We start from the raw sequence: 19656 nt of genomic DNA on the forward strand, positions 1-19656 counted from the left end.
GGGGTATTTTTTATAAGATGCATTTAAAATACATCATTAAAAACACCACTGAAGGACGCTGCTATGCTCGACGCTCAAACCATCGCCACAGTTAAAGCCACTATTCCCCTGCTGGTCGAAACCGGCCCGAAACTCACCGCCCATTTCTACGATCGTATGTTTACGCATAACCCGGAGTTGAAAGAGATTTTCAACATGAGCAACCAGCGTAACGGCGATCAGCGCGAAGCTCTGTTTAACGCCATCGCAGCCTACGCCAGTAATATCGAAAATCTGGCGGCGTTGCTGCCTGCCGTGGAAAAAATTGCGCAGAAGCACACCAGCTTCCAGATCAAACCCGAGCAGTACAACATCGTCGGCGGCCATCTGCTGGCCACACTGGATGAGATGTTTAGCCCGGGCCAGGAGGTGCTGGATGCGTGGGGGAAAGCCTACGGCGTGCTGGCAAACGTGTTCATTAACCGTGAAGCGCAGATCTACAGCGAAAACGCCAGTAAGACAGGCGGCTGGGAAGGTACCCGCGCTTTCCGCATCGTCGAGAAAACGCCGCGCAGCCAGCTCATCACCAGTTTTGAGTTCGAGCCAGTGGATGGCAAGCCGGTCGCTGATTATCAGCCGGGGCAGTATCTGGGCGTGTGGCTGAAGCCTGAAGGTTTCCCGCACCAGGAGATTCGCCAGTACTCCCTGACCCGCAAACCAGACGGTAAACGTTATCGCATTGCCGTAAAACGCGAAGATGGCGGCCAGGTATCAAACTGGCTGCATAACGAGGCTAACGTGGGTGATGTGGTTCATCTGGCCGCGCCTGCGGGCGACTTCTTTATGGCGGTTGAGGCGAATACGCCGGTTACCCTGATCTCAGCCGGGGTGGGTCAGACGCCAATGCTGGCGATGCTCGACACCCTCGCTAAATCAAACCACAGCGCGCAGGTAAACTGGTTCCACGCCGCCGAGAACGGTGAAGTGCACGCGTTTGCCGATGAAGTGAATGCGCTGGCTTCCGGTCTGCCACGCTTTACCGCCCATACCTGGTATCGTCTGCCGACGGATGCCGACCGTGCAGCCGCACGCTTTGACAGCGAAGGTCTGATGAATTTGAGTCAGCACGAGGGGGCATTCAGCGCGCCGGAGATGCAGTTTTACGTCTGCGGACCGGTCGCGTTTATGCAGTATGCCGCGAAGCAGCTGGTGGAGTTGGGTGTGAATAAAGACAACATTCATTACGAATGTTTCGGGCCGCATAAAGTACTGTAATCGCCCGATGGCGCTACACTTTCCCGGCCGGTGAGGTTTTGCAGGCCGGGTAAGCATAGCGCCACCCGGCTGAATCAGGAATCAGGTACTGACGATTAAATCGCGGCGTCGTCTTCTTCACCGGTACGGATACGGATCACGCGTGCCACATCAAAGACGAAGATTTTACCGTCGCCAATTTTGCCGGTCTGCGCCGTACGGATAATGGTATCCACACAGGTATCCACGATATCGTCGCTCACCACGATTTCAATTTTCACTTTTGGCAGAAAGTCCACCATGTACTCTGCGCCACGGTAAAGTTCGGTGTGGCCCTTCTGGCGACCAAAACCTTTCACTTCCGTCACTGTCATCCCGGTGATGCCCACTTCCGCCAGCGCTTCACGCACATCATCCAGTTTGAAAGGTTTAATAATCGCATCAATCTTTTTCATGGTGGGTCCTTAAACTCTTGCCTGTAAGCTGCTTCGTAATCGGTTGCTCACAGTATCATACTCATTCAGATTTTGCGGTACTACTCTTTAAAATCGTTTGCTTCCAGCTCATGGCGGGAGAGCAGCTTGTAGAACTCGGTACGGTTGCGCCCGGCCATACGCGCCGCATGGGTTACGTTGCCTTTGGTTATCTGCAGGAGCTTGCGCAGATAGTTCAGTTCGAACTGATTACGCGCTTCTGCAAACGTCGGCAGCGCGGTGTTTTCCCCTTCCAGCGCCTGCTCCACCAGTGCGTCGCTAATGACGGGTGACGAGGTCAGCGCCACGCACTGTTCAATAACGTTCACCAGCTGGCGCACGTTGCCCGGCCAGCTTGCGGCCATCAGCCGTTTCATCGCATCGGTGGAAAACGCCCGGACAAAAGGCTTATGCCGATCGGCCGCCTGGCGCAAAAGATGGTTTGCCAGCAGCGGAATATCTTCCGCCCGCTCGGCCAGTGCCGGAATTTTCAGGTTCACCACGTTCAGACGGTAGTAGAGATCTTCACGAAACTCGTTGCGCGCCATGACCTTTGGTAAATCGCGGTGCGTGGCCGAAATGATACGCACGTTAATATCGATATCGCGGTTACTGCCGAGGGGGCGCACTTTTCGCTCCTGCAAAACACGCAGCAATTTGACCTGCAGCGGTGCCGGCATATCGCCAATCTCGTCCAGGAAAAGTGTGCCGCCTTCTGCCGCCTGGAAAAGCCCTTCCCGGCTGCTCACCGCCCCGGTGAACGCCCCGCGGGCATGACCAAACAGTTCAGACTCAAGCAGTTGTTCAGGGAGCGCACCACAGTTAATCGCGATAAAGGCGTTTTTGCTGCGCGGGCTGGCGTTATGGATAGCCTGGGCAAGGATCTCTTTCCCGGTACCGCTCTGGCCGTTAATCAGCACGCTAACGTCTGACTGCGCCACCATCCGGGCCTGTTCGAGCAGACGCAGCATAATCGGGCTGCGGGTGACGATAGACTCCCGCCACGCTTCATCATTCGACGGAGCCGCGTGCTCAAGCGCGCTGTCGATAGCCTTATAGAGGGCATCTTTATCTACCGGCTTGGTGAGGAAGCTGAATACCCCCTGCTGCGTCGCGGCAACGGCATCCGGAATCGATCCGTGCGCCGTCAGGATGATCACCGGCATGCCAGGCTGCTGCTTCTGGATCTCCGCGAACAGCTGCAGGCCATCCATTTCATCCATTCGCAGGTCGCTAATCACCAGATCAACCTTCTCGCGGCTCAGGACTTTCAGCCCCTCCTGCCCGCTTTCCGCCGTCACCACGCTGTAGCCTTCACTGACCAGACGCATCCCCAGCAGCTTTAACAGCCCCGGATCGTCATCCACCAGTAAGAGATGGGCAGGTTTTCGGCTTGTCATGGCTTCACATCCTCTTGTTTCTGCGCATCACCGTCTGGCGTCGCGGCTGACCCTTTTGGCGCGTCAGGCAGATAATTTCCGGCCGGTTTACGCGTCGAGAGCTGTCTTTCGATGTCGGTCAGGTTTTCAAGCTTGCGCGTCGTGGTATCCAGTTGAGCACGCAAGTGCTGCTCCTGCTGGCGCAGCGTATCTAGCTCGCTGTCGGTGGATTGCTGTAATTTGCTGTAGCGAAAACGCTCTTCAGACAACTGCAGTTGTAACGCCTGACCATCACGCCAGAGCTGATACACCGGGCGCACCTGCGCCGGAAGATTTCCGACAAACGTGTCCAGCCGCGTGACGTTGGTGCGACGCTCGACGGGGGTGATTTTCGCATCCGCGAGTAAAATTCCACGCTTGAACGCGTCCTGCCAGGTATCGTCACTGAGCATCGCCGCTTGCGAACGCGCCTCAACCGGCGCCAGACGCTGGGCGCAATCTATTCCACGTAGCCAGAACAGCGGATTGCTCTCGACGTCATGCCCCGACAGATTCCAGATGTCGTCACAGCGGGTCGACAGGAAATCTGCCAGCTGATTATCTGGCCATTTATCTTGTTGTTTATCGCTAATCGCACTTTGTGGCACATGGGAAACACAGCCCGCCAGAAATAAACAGGGCAGGCTCAGGCGAAACATATTGCTGGAAAACACCGCGCGCACGGCGCGGGAAAAGACGTGTGACATACTCACCAGGCATAGATTCATTTCATTGATTTTTCCGGCTCAGGGGCAGTTCAATACGGAAGCAAACATCTGACCGTTCGTCCGTGGCAATTTTCAGCTCACCCTGCATGCGTCGTATGCAGTCCCGGGCAATACTCAGGCCCAGCCCACTTCCTTTTACCGCCCCTTTCCGCTGATGACTTCCCTGGAAAAAGGGTTCAAAGATCATGGTTTTTTCGTCATCAGGGATTGGAGTGCCGGTGTTAGCGACGTCAATAAACACCCGTGAACCATTCGTATAACTTCGGATATAAATGTTACCGGATTCAGTACCATAGTGCACCGCATTGGAGTAAAGATTATCCAGAACGCTCATCAACAGCATCGGTTCCGCGAGGCAGGTTGGCTCACTGAGCTCCACCCCGGTATGCATCATTTTAGCTCTTGCTGGCAAGCTATGGGCGGAGATCACCATATCCACCAGCGGCGCAATATCGACGTTTTCCAGCACCACCGCGCCATCCGCCAGCTTGCGGTTATAGTCCAGCAATTGCTCAATCAGCTTTTGCAGATTGCGGCTGCTGGCATCCAGGATGTCGACAATCTCTTTCTGTTCGGGCGTAAGCGGCCCCGCCACTTCATCCGCCAGCAGTTCCGTTCCTTCGCGCATGCTGGCAAGCGGCGTTTTAAGCTCATGGGAAATATGGCGCAAGAACTGATGGCGCTGGGATTCCAGCCATGCCAGACGTTCAGAAAGCCAGATAATGCGCTGGCCAACAGAGCGCAACTCGCGCGGGCCTTTAAAGGCGACCGTATCCCCGAGAGACTTCCCCTCGCCCAGGCGGTTAATCATGCGCTGGATACCCTTCACCGGGCCGATGATCATGCGGGTAAAGAGCAGAACCAGACCGAGGCTGACGAGGAACAGCACCAGCGCCTGCCAGCCAAAGAACTGGCCACGTTCCGCAATCTCCTGCTGCAGCTGTTGCCCGCGAGAGAAGATAACCGTGCGGGTAGACTGCACCATCTCGGTATTGGCATTCGCAAAGGCTTCCAGACGGGCAGCCGCTGCGGCATCCGGGCCGCTGTTCTTACACTGCAGTTGCGCCAGATCGTTCAAATCCTGACGTAACGCCTGATAAAGCTTATCGTCCGGCAGCACCCCTGCATGGGCATCCAGCATTTCACTGTAGCGTTTACGTTGATTCTGATAGACCTTTTCCAGAGTAGGATCGTCGAGCACGCAGTACTGGCGATAGCTGCGTTCCATCTCCAGCGCGGCGTTAGTCATCGCTTCACTGCGTCGGGCGTCGATCAGCGTCGTGCGGTTAGTCAGTGCCGCCTGCGCACTCAGCGCGTTGAGACTCTGCCACGCCTGCCATGCCAGGATCAGCAAAGGCAGCAGGATTAGCAGAAAGGCCATCATGACAAGCTGTCGCAGGGAACGAGGAAAAACGGGCCAGCGTTTCAACGCATTACTCTCTTTATCAGGGTTTTGAGGAGAGCGTAACTGAGTCTGCCCTTCAGATACAACAAAGCCGGGTAAAAACCCGGCTTTGTCATGGAATGAGGCGGTGCCTAACTCGACGTTTCGCCCTGGCCTGATAAAGCAACGCTATGATCAGTAGTTGGACGGCAGGCACCTTTTTGTGCGTCATTCGAAGTTTATGTAGCACGTCCCGAAGGGGCTGACATAAGAAGGTGAATGAGCCACTGATTAATATTATGCAACACTCGTGCCATAATGCAAAACAATAAATTATCTTGTTGATATTTATGTATTTTATGCAATTATGCCGTTAATTGCCCGCTGAATGATTTCCAGGCTAAGTGTCGCTAAAAAGCAACACCTTAACGACAACCCACCACACCCTATATAATTCAATGAGTTAAATGTCTCCTTTTGGAGACACCACGAATAGCGGATTGTCGCGGTTTTGCGACAGGCACAAAAAAACCCGGTGGCGTTTTCGCGCACCGGGCCTGCTGTGGGAGTAGCGGTACGCTTAACCTAGCTGTTTACGCGCATTTCGGAAGATACGCATCCACGGGCTGTCCTCGCCCCAGTTTTCCGGGTGCCAGGAGTTGCTCACGGTACGGAACACTCGTTCCGGGTGCGGCATCATAATGGTCGCACGACCGCTTTCGCTGGTCACCGCAGTGATACCGTTCACCGAACCGTTCGGGTTAGCCGGGTAGGATTCTGTCACCTTGCCGAAGTTATCGACAAAGCGCAGCGCCACCAGACCTTTGCTTTCAAGCTGAGCCAGATGAGCTGCATCGCGCACTTCAACCTGGCCTTCGCCATGGGAAACGGCGATTGGCATCTGCGACCCTACCATGCCCTGCAGCAGCAGAGACGGGCTTTGGGTCACTTCCACGAGGCTGAAACGCGCTTCAAAGCGGTCAGACTGGTTACGCACAAAGCGCGGCCAGGCTTCGCTACCGGGGATCAGCTCGCGCAGGTTGGACATCATCTGGCAACCATTACATACGCCCAGCGCCAGCGTTTGCGGACGGTGGAAGAAGGTTTCAAACTCGTCGCGGACACGGCTGTTGAAGAGGATGGACTTCGCCCAACCCTCACCTGCCCCCAGCACATCGCCGTAAGAGAAACCACCGCAGGCCACCAGCGCCTGGAAATCTTCCAGACCGGTACGCCCGGCCAGCAGGTCGCTCATGTGAACGTCGATGGCATCAAAGCCCGCACGGTAGAAGGCAGCAGCCATCTCAACGTGGGAGTTGACGCCCTGCTCACGCAGTACGGCCACTTTCGGACGCGCGCCGGTCGCAATGTACGGCGCGGCGATATCTTCGTTGATGTCGAAGGAGAGCTTCACGTTCAGGCCAGGATCGTTGTCGTTAGCCTTCGCGTTGTGTTCCTGATCGGCACACTCCGGGTTGTCACGCAGGCGCTGCATCTGCCAGGTGGTTTCAGCCCACCACATACGCAGGGTAGAACGGCTCTCGCTGAACACCGCGTGGCCACCCGCTTCAATGACAAAGCGGTCGCCCTGCACGGCTTTACCCAGATAATGCACGCAATCTGCCAGGCCGTGCTGAGCCAGTACGCTTTCAACCACGTCACGATCTGCGGCACGCACCTGAATCACCGCGCCCAGTTCTTCGTTAAACAGCGCCGCCAGACGATCCTCGCCCAGCGTCGCGATGTTCGCTTCGACACCGCAGTGGCCGGTGAAGGCCATCTCAGCCAGAGTAACCAGCAGGCCGCCGTCGGAACGGTCGTGGTAGGCCAGCAGTTTACGCTGTGCCACCAGGGCCTGGATGGCGTCGTAGAAACCTTTTAACTGCGCCACATCACGCACATCTGCCGGCTTATCACCCAGCTGACGATAAACCTGCGCCAGCGCGGTCGCTCCTAGTGCGTTATGGCCTTTACCCAGGTCAATCAGCAGCAGGGCGTTATCTTCAGTCACCAGCTGTGGCGTCACGGTATGGCGCACGTCTTCTACGCGGGCAAACGCGGAGATGATCAGCGACAGCGGAGAGGTCATCTCGCGCTGCTCGTTACCCTCCTGCCAGCGGGTCTTCATCGACATGGAGTCTTTACCCACCGGAATGGTCAGGCCAAGTGCCGGGCAGAGCTCTTCACCCACCGCCTTCACGGCTTCATACAGGCCCGCATCTTCGCCCGGGTGGCCCGCTGCGGCCATCCAGTTCGCGGAAAGTTTGATACGTTTAATGTCACCAATCTGCGTTGCGGCAATGTTAGTCAGCGCTTCACCAACGGCCAGGCGAGCAGACGCGGCGAAGTCCAGCAGAGCAACCGGGGTACGTTCGCCCAGCGCCATCGCTTCACCGTAGTAGCTGTCGAGACTCGCGGTGGTGACGGCACAGTTAGCCACCGGGATCTGCCACGGGCCAACCATCTGATCGCGCGACACCATACCGGTCACGGTACGGTCGCCGATGGTGACCAGGAAGGTTTTCTCCGCCACGGCCGGCAGGTGCAGAACACGATTGACCGCGTCAGCCACGGTAATGCCCTGACGATCCAGCGCTTTGCCAGCCGCTTTACGGGTCTCAACGTCGCGGGTCATCTTCGGCGTTTTGCCGAGCAGCACGTCCAGCGGCAGATCGATCGGCTGGTTGTCGAAATGGGTGTCGCTCAGGGACAGGTGCAGCGCTTCGGTCGCTTCACCGATGACGGCATACGGGGCACGCTCGCGGCGGCACAGCTCGTCAAACAGCGGCAACTGATCGGCAGCGACGGCCAGAACATAACGTTCCTGGGATTCGTTACACCAGATTTCCAGCGGGCTCATGCCTGGCTCATCACTCAGGATGTCGCGCAGGTTGAAACGACCGCCACGACCACCGTCACTGACCAGCTCCGGCATGGCGTTGGACAGACCGCCCGCGCCTACGTCGTGAATAAAGAGGATGGGGTTGGCATCACCCAACTGCCAGCAGCGGTCAATGACCTCCTGGCAACGGCGTTCCATCTCCGGGTTATCACGCTGTACGGATGCAAAATCGAGATCTGCATCAGACTGACCGGAGGTCATAGAGGAGGCAGCCCCGCCGCCCAGGCCGATGTTCATTGCCGGGCCACCCAGAACGATCAGCTTCGCACCGACTACGATCTCGCCTTTTTGCACGTGATCGGCGCGAATGTTACCGATCCCGCCAGCCAGCATGATCGGTTTGTGATAGCCGCGCAGCTCTTCGCCGTTGTGGCTCTCCACTTTCTCTTCGTAGGTACGGAAGTAACCGTTTAGCGCAGGACGTCCAAATTCATTGTTGAACGCCGCCCCGCCCAGTGGGCCTTCGGTCATGATATCCAGCGCGGTCACAATACGTTCCGGCTTGCCGAAATCTTCTTCCCACGGCTGTTCAAAGCCCGGGATGCGCAGGTTGGAGACGGAGAAACCGACCAGACCGGCTTTTGGTTTAGCACCCCGTCCGGTTGCGCCTTCGTCGCGGATTTCCCCGCCAGACCCGGTCGCCGCACCCGGCCACGGCGAGATCGCCGTCGGGTGGTTATGCGTTTCGACTTTCATCAGGATATGCGCCGGCTCCTGATGGAAATCATAGCGCCCTGCTTCGCGATCGGCGAAGAAGCGGCCCACGTCAGAACCTTCCATCACCGCGGCGTTGTCTTTGTAGGCAGACAGCACGTGGTCAGGCGTTTTTTCCATGGTGTTTTTGATCATTTTGAACAGCGACTTCGGCTGCTCTTCACCGTCGATAATCCAGTCGGCGTTGAAAATCTTGTGACGGCAGTGCTCAGAGTTTGCCTGAGCGAACATGTAAAGTTCGATGTCGTTCGGGTTGCGGTTCAGCTTAACAAACGCATCCTGCAGGTAGTCAATTTCGTCTTCTGCCAGTGCCAGACCGAGACGCAGGTTGGCGTCAATCAGCGCCTGACGGCCCTGCCCTAGCAAATCGACGCTCTGTACCGGCGCAGGCTGATGGTGGGAGAAGAGTTTCTGCGCATCGTCCAGAGAGGCAAAGACACTCTCCATCATGCGGTCGTGCAGCTCAGCGGCAACGGTTTGCCACTGCGCATCGGTCAGGGTAGAGGCTTCAACGTAGTACGCCACGCCGCGCTCCAGACGGTTAATCTGGTTCAGACCACAGTTGTGGGCGATGTCGGTGGCTTTGGAAGACCAGGGGGAGATGGTGCCTGGACGAGGCGTCGCAAGGATCAGTTTGCCGGTTGGCGTATGGCTGCTCAGGCTTGGACCATATTTGAGCAGGCGTTCCAGCTGTACTCGCTCCTCTGCATTCAGGGGTGCATTCAGGTCAGCAAAATGGACATACTCAGCGTAAATATTGCTTACCGGAAGGTCGGCTGCCTGAAAACGTGCCAGCAGTTTATTGATACGGAAGGCAGACAGTGCAGGCGAACCACGCAGAATTTCCATCATAAGTCTCTCGTCTTCGAAGCGCCGGGGCGCTTACAGTGTGCGCAAGGGGGGAAAACGGGCGTCATTATAGAGAATCCTGAGCGTCGACGAAACCGTTTGCGTCGAAATAAAATCAACGTTTACGTTTAACAATAGATGTGACCTCTCTCTCTAATTTGTTGCCAAGTGGCGTAACTTTACGCAAAATGCCGCTCATTCAATGGCAAACCTTATTCTTAACATGGCTACAGCATACTGAGGCACCCGGCGTCGCAGAGAATTAACTAATTGAAAAAATTAAAGATTAATTATCTGCTCATCGGCATTGTAACGTTGCTGCTGGCAGTGGCCCTCTGGCCTTCCATCCCCTGGTTCGGTAAAGCCGAAAACCGTATCGCCGCCATACAGGAGCGGGGGGAATTGCGCGTCAGTACCCTCAACTCGCCGCTGATTTACAGCGACATTAACGGCAAAACGATTGGCCTGGATTATGAACTGGCGCAGCAGTTTGCCGACTATCTTGGCGTGAAGCTCAAAATTACCGTCCGTCAGAATATCAGCCAGCTGTTTGATGACCTGGATAACAACGATGCCGATATCCTTGCGGCCGGGCTGGTGTACAACAGCGAGCGCAGCAAGAACTATCAGCCAGGCCCAACCTACTACTCCGTTTCGCAACAGCTGGTCTACCGGGTCGGGAGCCTGCGCCCGCGAACGCTGGCGGCGATTAATGCACAACAGTTGACCATCGCCCCGGGTCACGTCGTGATTGACGATCTGCGTGAGCTCAAGGAGAAGAAATTCCCGGACCTGAGCTGGACGGTTGATCCTAAGCTCGGTACGACTGAGCTGCTGGACCAGGTAAAAGATAAAAAACTGCCCTACACCATCGCTGATTCGGTCGCGATCAGCCTTTTCCAGCGCGTGCACCCCGAAATCGCGGTGGCGCTGGACGTGACAGACGAACAGCCGGTGACCTGGTTTAGCCAGCTTGATGACGATCAGACCCTCTCTGCGGCGATGCTCGATTTCTTCAACACCATCAATGAAGACGGTACGCTGGCGCGTCTGGAAGAGAAATACCTCGGCCACGGTGACGATTTTGATTACGTCGACACCCGAAGCTTCTTGCGCGCAGTCGATAGTGTGCTGCCAGACCTGCAGCCGTTATTTGAGAAGTATGCCCAGGAGATCGACTGGCGATTACTGGCAGCGATCTCTTATCAGGAATCCCACTGGGATACTCAGGCCACCTCGCCCACTGGCGTTCGCGGCTTAATGATGCTCACTAAAAATACCGCTCAGAGCCTTGGGCTGACTGACCGTACCGATGCAGAACAGAGCATCAGCGGCGGCGCACGGTATCTGCAGGATATGATGGGCAAAGTGCCGGAGACGGTGCCTGAAGAGGAACGGATCTGGTTTGCGCTGGCAGCCTACAACATGGGTTACGCGCACATGCTTGACGCGCGCGCGCTGACGGCGAAAACGAAAGGTAACCCGGACAGCTGGTCAGACGTAAAACAGCGCCTGCCGCTGCTGAGCCAGAAGCCGTGGTACAACAAGCTGACCTACGGTTACGCCCGCGGGCATGAAGCCTACGCCTACGTGGAAAATATCCGTAAATATCAGATTAGCCTGGTGGGTTATCTGCTGGAGAAGGAAAAAGAGGCGGCAGAGGCAAACCAGCTGGCTCAAAGTTATCCGGTGGTGGCACCGGACGAACTTACTCGCCCGACAACTTCAATTCTGCCTTTTGTTGCTTTTTCTGCTGACGGCGCATTCGAAAGAAATCACTTAATAGCCCCGCACACTCTGGTGCAAGTACCCCACCGATAGTCTGCACCTGGTGGTTCATCCCCGGGTGTCCCAGTACGTCCATCAGCGAACCGGCCGCTCCGGTTTTTTCATCCCGCGCGCCAAAGACCAGCGTGCCGATACGGCTATGCACCATCGCGCCGGAACACATAACGCACGGCTCAAGCGTGACATACAGCGTGGTATCAAGCAGACGATAGTTTTGCAGCACCATTCCGCCCTGACGAAGGGCCATGATTTCAGCGTGCGCAGTCGGATCGTGACGGCCAATCGGGCGGTTCCACCCTTCCCCTATCACCTGGTTATTGTGGACAAGCACGGCACCCACGGGCACTTCCCCCTCGTCCCAGGCGCGCTGGGCAAGCGTAAGCGCATGGCGCATCCAGTATTCATGATCGCATTCAGGGTTGCACAACGGTTGATACTCCAGTCTAAAAGCGGGCGGCATTATACACACCCGCTATAGATAAGACTATTCGAGTTGCTGAAGTTCGCCTGCGGGCGTGACGCGCCAGCGATGCTGGCAAAAATAGAGCAGTGGGTTGTCCTGCTTGCTGTCGCTGTAGCCGCTGTAAAGACGCAGTGGCGTACCGATTCGCTTCTCCAGTTGCACCACCTTTTCATGTCCCAGGCAGCGCATGGTCAGTACCCATCCACCGTACCCGCGGGTAATTTGCGTGGCGATAAGATTCACCCGCGGCAGCCACGGGGTATCATAATAGACCTGTTCCACCAGCGCTTGCGGGGATCCGGTAATCAACCAGATGTCGGCATCGTTCGCGTCGAGATAGCTGGTGAGCCTTGCCTGAACAACCGGAAACGCGGTCACATGCCCGCGAAACCAGTGCACAAAGTCCTGCTGAAGCTGTTTAAGCTGCGCTTCGCTGCGTCCAAAGGTACAGCCCCAGAGCAACAGGCTCATTGGCCAGCGCGCTGCCCGACCTTTTAGCAGCAGCGCAATGCCAATTACGGGTAAGAGAGGTAATACGAGCAGCGCATTCAAAGGCTGACGCCGCAGCAGGTAGCGCATAAACGTACCAAACATATCCTGCTGATGCAGCGTACCGTCCAGGTCGAAAAAAACAACGCGACGCTCGTGATTTGCCAAACCTTACTCCTCTGGATCGTTGAATCCTAACAGCCAGGTAAACAGGAACCCGGCGATCACCGCTACCAGATAGCCTAACAGATAGAGCATAACTTTTCCGGTCACGATGGTGAGCGCCAGCGGCAGCCCGGAGATCCCGAAGGTGATCACCGTTGCCACTTTCCAGTAGCTGATCAGCGCTCCGCCTACCGCCCCTCCCAGGCAAGCACCGAGGAACGGTTTCCCCAGCGGCAGCGTGACGCCGAAAATCAGCGGCTCGCCAATTCCGAGTAATCCGACCGGCAACGCACCTTTGATCACTTTTTTCAGCCGCGCGTTGCGGGTTTTCATCAGTACGGCAATCGCCGCCCCGACCTGCCCCACGCCAGCCATCGACAGGATGGGCAGCAGCGCGTTGTAACCGTGCGCCTGCACCAGCTCGACGTGGATCGGCACCAGCCCCTGATGCAGACCGGTCAGTACCAGCGGCAAGAAGGTGCCTGACAGCACGGCACCCACTAACAGACCGCCGCGATCGATAGCCAGCGATGCGCCATGGGCGATGGCCTCAGAGATCCAGCCCCCCAGCGGTTGCAACGCCACAATAGCCACGCTGCCGGTGATCAATGTCGTTAACAGTGGATTGAGGATCAGCTCAATTGATCCAGGCAGGAGGGTGCGCAGTTTCTTCTCGATCCAGCACATCAGGATGACCACCAGCAGCACGGCAATCACCCCGCCGCGGCCAGGCTGGAGCGCCTCACCAAACAGGGTTATCTGGGCCAGTTGTGGGCTGGACAGAATACCTGCCATCACCCCGCCCATGGCCAGCGAGCCGCCAAAGACCTTCGCGGTGTTGACCCCCACCAGAATGTTCATGATGGCAAACACGGCGCTGCCGAAAATACCGAGAATGCCTAATAAATTAGGATACTGGGTCGCGAAGTCCCCTACGATATCCGGACGCTTAAGAATATTGATGATCCCGGTGATTAAGCCAGAGGCAATAAACGCCGGGATCAGCGGAATAAAGACGTTGGCCAGTTGTCGCAGCGCATCGCTCATGGGGGCTTTGTATCGGGCCTTTGCCTGCGCCTTCGTACGTTCGACGTCATCGATCGCCACGCTCTCGCCGCCGACCATCAGCGCACGCATGGCATCCACAACCTGCGCCGCCTTTCCCGGCCCGACAATCAGCTGGTGCTGTTGCCCCTGTTTAACGTAACCACTCACGCCGGAAAGCTGCTTCAGACGCGGCACATCAAGCTGCTCGTCGTTATGCACCTCGACGCGCACGCGCGTCATGCAGTTTTCCAGACGCTGAATATTTTTTTCCCCACCGATCCCCTGCAGGATATCGCTGGCGAGCGCTGCTGTTTTGTCCATACACGCCTCTGTTAGTTTTCTAATGCCGCCCGTAAGAACCCGTTATGGGCATTGAGCCTTGCTCTGGCGGCCGCAGCGTCCAGTCCGCTCAGGATCATCAGAATGGCCGGTTTAACATCGTGATCGGTTTGTTTCAGTACCGCTTCCGCCTCTTCGCGGCTTGCTCCCGTCGCCTCCATAACCATACGGCAGGCTCTGTCCACCAGCTTGACGTTGGTCGCTTGCATATCCACCATCAGGTTCTGATAAACCTTGCCAAACTTCACCATCGCGCCAGTGGAGATCATGTTGAGCACCAGCTTTTGCGCGGTGCCGGATTTCAGGCGCGTAGAGCCGGTTAACGCTTCCGGGCCGACAACCGGAGAGATAGCGATAGCAGCGACCTGCGCAATCGGCGAGCCAGGATTACAGGAAATCGCCACCGTGGTGCAGCCCGTCTTGTTGGCATACTCCAGACCGCCGATAACGTACGGTGTACGCCCGGAAGCCGCCAGCCCAACAACCAGATCCTGAGCGGTCAGATTTATCCCCTTCAGGTCATCCTCGCCGAGCTGTTTGTTGTCTTCCGCTCCTTCCACGGCTTTCAGCAGCGCGCCAGGGCCGCCAGCAATCAACCCGACCACCAGACCGTGCGGCACACCAAACGTTGGCGGGCATTCAGAGGCATCCAGCACACCAAGACGCCCGCTGGTTCCGGCGCCCATGTAGATAATGCGACCACCGGCCTTCAGTGCTTCCGCCGCCGCATCGACAGCTTTCGCCACCTCGGGTAATGTCTCTTTCACTGCCTGCGCGACCAGCGTATCCTGTTGATTAAAACGGTTAACCAGCTCCAGGGTGCTGAGCGCATCCAGATCCATGGTTTGTGGGTTACGCGTTTCAGAAACAAGTGAGCCAAGATTCATCTTTTGTACCTCAAGAATTTTTAATTCATAATAATCTCACTATAATGGAATATAAAATTCATTCAGGCGAGCAAAATTCGTATTTGCGCAGACAATCACAATTTCGCCAGGAGAACCTATGAACTGTTTAATTCGCATTCGCCAGCGGTATGCAGGCTTTGCTCAAAGCGACAAAAAACTGGCGGATTTTCTGCTCTCTCAGCCCGACCATGCCCGCCATCTCAGCTCGCAGCAGCTGGCGAGCGAGGCCGGAGTGAGTCAGTCGAGCGTGGTAAAATTTGCCCAGAAGATTGGCTTTAAAGGCTTCCCGGCTCTCAAGCTGGCGATTAGCGAAGCCCTGGTGAGTAACCCCAATCCGCAGTCGATGCCGGTACATAATCAGATTCGTGGCGATGACCCGATGCGTCTGGTGGGAGAGAAGCTCATCAAAGAGAATGTCGCGGCCATGCATGCCACCCTTGATGTGAATACCGAAGAAAAATTACTGGAAAGCGTGGCGATGCTGCGTGCAGCGCGACGTATTATTTTGACCGGGATAGGCGCGTCCGGACTGGTGGCACGTAACTTTGGCTGGAAGCTGACAAAAATAGGTTACAACGCCATTGTCGAGCAGGATATGCACGCCCTGCTGGCGACCGTGCAGGCGATGGATGCTAACGATCTGCTGCTGGCGATCTCCTATTCCGGCGAACGCCGCGAGATCAATATGGCTACCGATGAAGCCTTACGCGTAGGCGGTAAGATTCTGGCCATCACCGGGTTTACTCCCAACGCGCTGCAGCAGCGGGCTACGCGCTGTTTATATACTATCGCGGAAGAGCAGGCCACGCGCAGCGCGGCGATCTCCTCGACAAGTGCGCAGATGATGTTGACCGACCTGCTGTTTATGGCCCTGGTGCAACAGGATCTGGAGCACGCGCCAGAGCGTATCCGGCACAGTGAAGAGCTGGTAAAAAAACTGGTTTGAACAGGTAATGAGCGTATAATGCCCGCCCTGTTTGTGTTGTTTCTGAGAATTTCCTGATGGCGCTGTTAATCACCAAAAAATGCATCAATTGCGATATGTGCGAACCGGAATGCCCGAACCAGGCGATTTCGATGGGCGAGAGCATTTATGAGATTAACAGCGACCGCTGCACTGAATGCATCGGCCACTACGAAACGCCGACCTGTCAGAAAGTGTGCCCAATCCCCAATACCATCCTGAAGGATCCGGCACACGTCGAGAGCGAAGAGCAGCTTTGGGATAAGTTTGTCCTGCTGCATCACGCGGACAAACTTTAACTTTCGATAATCACCGTCGCGCAGGCGTAGTGTCGTTCATCGGCGAGCGTGACATGCATGTGATTTACGCCGAGTTTCTCTGCCAGCGTTTGCGCCTCACCCCATAAACGCAGGCGCGGTTTACCCAGCTCATCGTTAAACACTTCAAACTGATTAAACGCCAGACCGTTACGAATACCGGTGCCGAAGGCTTTGGCTGCCGCCTCTTTGACGGCAAAGCGCTTGGCCAGAAAACGTACCGGCTGCTGATGCGTCTCCCAGATGGCCCATTCGTTATCGCTCAGCACGCGTCGTGCCAGGCGATCGCCGCTACGGGCGATCACCGCTTCAATGCGGGCTATTTCAACGATATCGGTGCCTAAGCCCAGAATAGCCATTACTGACGCGCTTCCAGCATCAGGCGTTTCATTTCTGAGACCGCCTCTTTCAGGCCACTCATTACCGCACGGCCAATAATAGCGTGGCCGATATTCAGCTCATGCATTTCCGGCAGGGCTGCAATGGCCTTGACGTTATGGTAGGTCAGGCCATGCCCGGCGTTAACTTTCAGACCCAGGCTCGCGGCATAGGTGGCCGCATTGGCGATACGCTCCAGCTCTTTGGCCTGCGTAGTTTCATCTTTCGCATCAGCGTAACAGCCGGTATGAATTTCAATATAGGGCGCGCCCACTTCGGCAGCCGCTTTGATCTGTGCTACATCGGCGTCGATGAACAGAGAGACCAGGATACCCGCCTCAGCCAGACGCTTGCAGGCATCACGCATTTTGTCGCGTTGACCCGCCACGTCCAGGCCCCCTTCGGTGGTCACTTCCTGACGTTTTTCCGGTACCAGGCAGCAGAAATGCGGCTTCGTCTCGCAGGCAATCGTCAGCATCTCTTCCGTGACCGCCATCTCCAGGTTCATGCGGGTGTCCAGCGTCTGACGCAGAATGCGCACATCGCGGTCGGTAATATGACGGCGGTCTTCACGCAGGTGAACGGTAATGCCATCGGCGCCAGCCTGCTCAGCGATGAACGCCGCCTGAACCGGATCGGGATAAGCCGTGCCGCGTGCATTACGCAGCGTGGCGATGTGATCAATGTTGACGCCTAACAGTAATTCAGCCATGACAATCCTCGGTATTTTAGTTCGTGTCCCTGCCTCCCTCTCCCTCAGTGAGAGGGCTGGAGCGAGGGTCTGATACGTTAACGTTTCGGCATAAACTGCCTGAACAATTCGCGGCTCTTTAAGGGCTTGCCGCCAAGATACGGCTTGAGCGCAATCCGGGTAAAGCGTTTTGCTGCGCGAAGGGTATCCTGATCGGGAAACTCGCGCGCATACAGCGCTCTAAGCTGTCGCCCGGTAAAGGTGCTGTTATCTATCACGACGCTGGCGATAAAGCCTTTTTCTTCACGGTAGCGATAGGTCATCGCATCCTCTACCTCGTCTCCGCTCCCTGCACAATGCAAAAAATCGACCCCATAGCCCAGGTGTCCAAGCAGCGCCAGTTCAAAACGACGCAGGGCAGGTTCGGGCGTACCGGTAGCGCCGGCCAGCGCCTGGATACAGTGCAGGTAATCAAAGAAAAGTTCAGAGAAGCGAGTCTCATGCTCCAGAACACGTGAGATGAGTTCGTTGACATAGAGACCGCTGTACAGCGTGATACCAGAAAGGGGGAGCGCCAGAGAGACGGCTTCGGCACTGCGCAGGGTTTTGACTTCCCCACGCCCGCCGAAGCGTACCAGCAGCGGAGTGAAAGGCTGTAAGGCGCCCTTCAGGCCGGAGCGTTTGGAACGTGCGCCTTTAGCAACAAGGCGCACACGGCCCGACTCTTCCGTGAAAACGTCCAGCATAAGGCTGGTCTCGCTCCACGGACGGCTATGGAGGACAAAGGCACGCTGCCATCCATCCACGATGTTCAGTCTTAGACGTCGTCGCCGTAACCGAGGCTGCGCAATGCACGCTCATCATCGGCCCAGCCTGATTTCACCTTCACCCACAGTTCAAGGTGAACCGGGGCTTCAAACATGTCCTGCATGTCTCTGCGCGCTTCAATGCCGATGGTTTTGATCTTGGCACCTTTGTTGCCGATCACCATCTTCTTCTGCCCTTCGCGCTCAACGAGGATCAGGCCGTTGATGTCATAGCCGCCGCGTTCGTTGGTCTGAAAACGTTCAATCTCAACCGTTACGGAGTACGGCAGTTCCGCGCCAAGGAAACGCATCAGTTTTTCACGGATGATCTCAGAGGCCATAAAGCGCTGAGAACGATCGGTGATGTAATCTTCCGGGAAGTGATGAATCGCTTCCGGCAGATGTTTGCGCACGATGCCTGCGATGGTATCGACGTTCAGACCGGTCTCGGCAGACAGCGGGACGATATCAAGGAAGTTCATCTGGCTTCCCAGCCACTGCAGGTGCGGCAGCAGATCGGCTTTTTCCTGCACGTTGTCCACTTTGTTGACCGCAAGGATCACCGGCGTTTTACCGTCGCGCAGTTTGTTCAGCACCATTTCGTCGTCAGGCGTCCAGCGGGTGCCTTCCACCACGAAAATCACCAGCTCTACGTCGCCAATCGAGCTGCTCGCCGCCTTGTTCATCAGGCGGTTGATGGCGCGCTTCTCTTCCATGTGCAGGCCCGGGGTATCAACGTAGATCGCCTGATAGGCGCCTTCCGTGTGGATACCGACGATGCGGTGACGCGTGGTCTGCGCCTTACGGGAAGTAATGGAAATTTTCTGCCCAAGCAGATTATTCAACAGGGTAGATTTGCCAACGTTCGGACGTCCGACGATGGCAATAAACCCGCAATACGTTTTTTCTTCGCTCATTCCAGCTCCAGCATTTTTAACGCCTGTTCGGCGGCAGCCTGTTCAGCCTTACGACGGCTAGAACCTGTGCCGACCACCGGTTCACTCAGGCCACTGACCTGGCAATGGATGGTAAATTCCTGATCGTGCGCTTCGCCCCGCACCTGCACCACCAGATAGGATGGCAGCGGGAGGTGGCGACCCTGCAAATATTCCTGCAGACGCGTTTTCGGATCTTTTTGTTTATCGCCCGGACTGATTTCGTCCAGACGGGTTTGATACCAGTTAAGGATCAGCTTTTCTACGGTCTGAATATCGCTGTCCAGGAACACACCACCAATTAATGCTTCGACCGTGTCGGCAAGAATAGATTCACGACGGAAGCCGCCGCTTTTCAGTTCACCCGGCCCAAGTCGCAGACATTCGCCCAGTTCAAATTCACGAGCGATTTCCGCCAGGGTATTACCCCGAACCAGCGTCGCGCGCATGCGGCTCATATCACCTTCGTCCACACGTGGGAAACGATGATAAAGCGCATTCGCGATCACGAAACTTAAAATAGAGTCACCCAGGAACTCGAGGCGCTCATTATGCTTGCTGCTGGCACTGCGGTGGGTTAATGCCTGTTGCAACAACTCCTGATGATGAAAAGTGTAGCCCAGCTTCCGTTGAAGCCGATTAATTACGATGGGGTTCATGCGATA

18 protein-coding genes are annotated in these 19656 nt (G+C 56.2%); 4 read left to right on the forward strand and 14 right to left on the reverse strand.

Translation table 11 applies throughout. The features are described from left to right. Positions 1-63: 63 nt before the first annotated feature. Positions 64-1254: an NO-inducible flavohemoprotein gene (gene hmpA / locus ACN9MQ_RS16735; RefSeq protein WP_014171194.1), complete on the forward strand. Its 1191-nt coding sequence runs from the start codon at positions 64-66 to the stop codon at positions 1252-1254. A 95-nt stretch (positions 1255-1349) separates the two neighbouring features. On the opposite strand, the gene glnB is transcribed toward hmpA, so the two are convergent. The 5 genes from glnB to purL form a co-directional block, all read right to left on the reverse strand. Then, positions 1350-1688 carry a nitrogen regulatory protein P-II gene (gene glnB, locus ACN9MQ_RS16740; protein WP_003860685.1) on the reverse strand — a complete coding sequence of 113 codons (339 nt, stop codon included), beginning with the start codon at positions 1686-1688 and terminating at the stop codon, positions 1350-1352. 80 nt (positions 1689-1768) lie between these two features. Next, the gene (glrR, locus tag ACN9MQ_RS16745) at positions 1769-3106 is read right to left on the reverse strand and encodes a two-component system response regulator GlrR (RefSeq protein ID WP_014171196.1); all 1338 of its coding nucleotides are present in this window, start codon (positions 3104-3106) and stop codon (positions 1769-1771) included. Further along, a complete protein-coding gene (gene qseG, locus ACN9MQ_RS16750; protein ID WP_014171197.1) occupies positions 3103-3852 on the reverse strand; it encodes a two-component system QseEF-associated lipoprotein QseG in 750 nt (249 codons plus the stop codon). The genes glrR and qseG overlap by 4 nt, the downstream gene beginning before the upstream one ends. 1 nt (position 3853) lies before the next feature. Continuing rightward, on the reverse strand, positions 3854-5281 hold the full coding sequence (qseE, locus tag ACN9MQ_RS16755; protein WP_025203453.1) for a two component system sensor histidine kinase QseE/GlrK: 1428 nt from the start codon (positions 5279-5281) through the stop codon (positions 3854-3856). A 535-nt stretch (positions 5282-5816) separates the two neighbouring features. Beyond that, positions 5817-9704 (reverse strand): phosphoribosylformylglycinamidine synthase, encoded by a 3888-nt coding sequence (gene purL, locus ACN9MQ_RS16760; protein WP_426021517.1) that lies wholly within the window; start codon positions 9702-9704, stop codon positions 5817-5819. Between the two features lie 267 nt (positions 9705-9971). Here purL and mltF point away from each other — a divergent pair, with 267 nt between their 5' ends. Next, positions 9972-11522: a membrane-bound lytic murein transglycosylase MltF gene (mltF, locus tag ACN9MQ_RS16765; protein ID WP_014171200.1), complete on the forward strand. Its 1551-nt coding sequence runs from the start codon at positions 9972-9974 to the stop codon at positions 11520-11522. Here mltF and tadA read toward each other — a convergent pair. From tadA to murQ, 4 genes are read right to left on the reverse strand one after another with little or no spacing between them, the layout of a single operon-like run. Next, a complete protein-coding gene (gene tadA, locus ACN9MQ_RS16770; RefSeq protein WP_052445456.1) occupies positions 11410-11949 on the reverse strand; it encodes a tRNA adenosine(34) deaminase TadA in 540 nt (179 codons plus the stop codon). The two genes, mltF and tadA, sit on opposite strands and share 113 nt — an antisense overlap. A gap of 24 nt (positions 11950-11973) precedes the next feature. Next, on the reverse strand, positions 11974-12609 hold the full coding sequence (gene yfhb, locus ACN9MQ_RS16775) for a phosphatidylglycerophosphatase C (protein ID WP_121339128.1): 636 nt from the start codon (positions 12607-12609) through the stop codon (positions 11974-11976). Positions 12610-12612: 3 nt separating this feature from the next. Further along, positions 12613-13974 (reverse strand): PTS transporter subunit EIIC, encoded by a 1362-nt coding sequence (locus ACN9MQ_RS16780; protein WP_014171204.1) that lies wholly within the window; start codon positions 13972-13974, stop codon positions 12613-12615. Positions 13975-13985: 11 nt separating this feature from the next. Then, positions 13986-14879 carry an N-acetylmuramic acid 6-phosphate etherase gene (murQ, locus tag ACN9MQ_RS16785; RefSeq protein WP_047356626.1) on the reverse strand — a complete coding sequence of 298 codons (894 nt, stop codon included), beginning with the start codon at positions 14877-14879 and terminating at the stop codon, positions 13986-13988. A 118-nt stretch (positions 14880-14997) separates the two neighbouring features. Between murQ and ACN9MQ_RS16790 the strand changes: the two genes are divergently transcribed. After that, the gene (locus tag ACN9MQ_RS16790; protein ID WP_014171207.1) at positions 14998-15846 is read left to right on the forward strand and encodes a MurR/RpiR family transcriptional regulator; all 849 of its coding nucleotides are present in this window, start codon (positions 14998-15000) and stop codon (positions 15844-15846) included. Positions 15847-15902: 56 nt separating this feature from the next. Next, positions 15903-16163, forward strand: a complete 261-nt coding sequence (locus tag ACN9MQ_RS16795) for a YfhL family 4Fe-4S dicluster ferredoxin (RefSeq protein WP_020883006.1) — start codon at positions 15903-15905, stop codon at positions 16161-16163. On the opposite strand, the gene acpS is transcribed toward ACN9MQ_RS16795, so the two are convergent. The 5 genes from acpS to rnc form a co-directional block, all read right to left on the reverse strand. After that, a complete protein-coding gene (gene acpS, locus ACN9MQ_RS16800) occupies positions 16160-16540 on the reverse strand; it encodes a holo-ACP synthase (RefSeq protein ID WP_014171209.1) in 381 nt (126 codons plus the stop codon). The genes ACN9MQ_RS16795 and acpS overlap by 4 nt on opposite strands. Further along, complete coding sequence (pdxJ, locus tag ACN9MQ_RS16805) at positions 16540-17271, reverse strand: pyridoxine 5'-phosphate synthase (RefSeq protein ID WP_014171210.1); 732 nt, start codon at positions 17269-17271, stop codon at positions 16540-16542. Before pdxJ ends, acpS begins: the two co-directional genes overlap by 1 nt. A 77-nt stretch (positions 17272-17348) precedes the next feature. Then, positions 17349-18056 carry a DNA repair protein RecO gene (recO, locus tag ACN9MQ_RS16810; RefSeq protein WP_014171211.1) on the reverse strand — a complete coding sequence of 236 codons (708 nt, stop codon included), beginning with the start codon at positions 18054-18056 and terminating at the stop codon, positions 17349-17351. 11 nt (positions 18057-18067) lie between these two features. After that, entirely contained in the window at positions 18068-18973 is a 906-nt protein-coding gene (gene era / locus ACN9MQ_RS16815) for a GTPase Era (protein WP_014171212.1), read from the reverse strand. After that, the gene (rnc, locus tag ACN9MQ_RS16820) at positions 18970-19650 is read right to left on the reverse strand and encodes a ribonuclease III (protein WP_003860711.1); all 681 of its coding nucleotides are present in this window, start codon (positions 19648-19650) and stop codon (positions 18970-18972) included. Before rnc ends, era begins: the two co-directional genes overlap by 4 nt. Positions 19651-19656: the final 6 nt, after the last annotated feature.

Origin of the sequence: Enterobacter sp. R-25 (assembly GCF_049913205.1) — a bacterium.
In the GTDB taxonomy this organism is placed as follows: domain Bacteria; phylum Pseudomonadota; class Gammaproteobacteria; order Enterobacterales; family Enterobacteriaceae; genus Enterobacter; species Enterobacter ludwigii.

What these genes read in the sequence shown, in the direction of transcription:
- hmpA (WP_014171194.1), top strand. Translation starts at nt 64, where the DNA reads ATGCTCGACGCTCAAACCATCGCCACAGTTAAAGCCACTATTCCCCTG.
- glnB (WP_003860685.1), bottom strand. Translation starts at nt 1,688, where the DNA reads ATGAAAAAGATTGATGCGATTATTAAACCTTTCAAACTGGATGATGTG.
- glrR (WP_014171196.1), bottom strand. Translation starts at nt 3,106, where the DNA reads ATGACAAGCCGAAAACCTGCCCATCTCTTACTGGTGGATGACGATCCG.
- qseG (WP_014171197.1), bottom strand. Translation starts at nt 3,852, where the DNA reads ATGAATCTATGCCTGGTGAGTATGTCACACGTCTTTTCCCGCGCCGTG.
- purL (WP_426021517.1), bottom strand. Translation starts at nt 9,704, where the DNA reads ATGATGGAAATTCTGCGTGGTTCGCCTGCACTGTCTGCCTTCCGTATC.
- tadA (WP_052445456.1), bottom strand. Translation starts at nt 11,949, where the DNA reads ATGCCGCCCGCTTTTAGACTGGAGTATCAACCGTTGTGCAACCCTGAA.
- ACN9MQ_RS16780 (WP_014171204.1), bottom strand. Translation starts at nt 13,974, where the DNA reads ATGGACAAAACAGCAGCGCTCGCCAGCGATATCCTGCAGGGGATCGGT.
- murQ (WP_047356626.1), bottom strand. Translation starts at nt 14,879, where the DNA reads ATGAATCTTGGCTCACTTGTTTCTGAAACGCGTAACCCACAAACCATG.
- ACN9MQ_RS16790 (WP_014171207.1), top strand. Translation starts at nt 14,998, where the DNA reads ATGAACTGTTTAATTCGCATTCGCCAGCGGTATGCAGGCTTTGCTCAA.
- ACN9MQ_RS16795 (WP_020883006.1), top strand. Translation starts at nt 15,903, where the DNA reads ATGGCGCTGTTAATCACCAAAAAATGCATCAATTGCGATATGTGCGAA.
- acpS (WP_014171209.1), bottom strand. Translation starts at nt 16,540, where the DNA reads ATGGCTATTCTGGGCTTAGGCACCGATATCGTTGAAATAGCCCGCATT.
- pdxJ (WP_014171210.1), bottom strand. Translation starts at nt 17,271, where the DNA reads ATGGCTGAATTACTGTTAGGCGTCAACATTGATCACATCGCCACGCTG.
- era (WP_014171212.1), bottom strand. Translation starts at nt 18,973, where the DNA reads ATGAGCGAAGAAAAAACGTATTGCGGGTTTATTGCCATCGTCGGACGT.
- rnc (WP_003860711.1), bottom strand. Translation starts at nt 19,650, where the DNA reads ATGAACCCCATCGTAATTAATCGGCTTCAACGGAAGCTGGGCTACACT.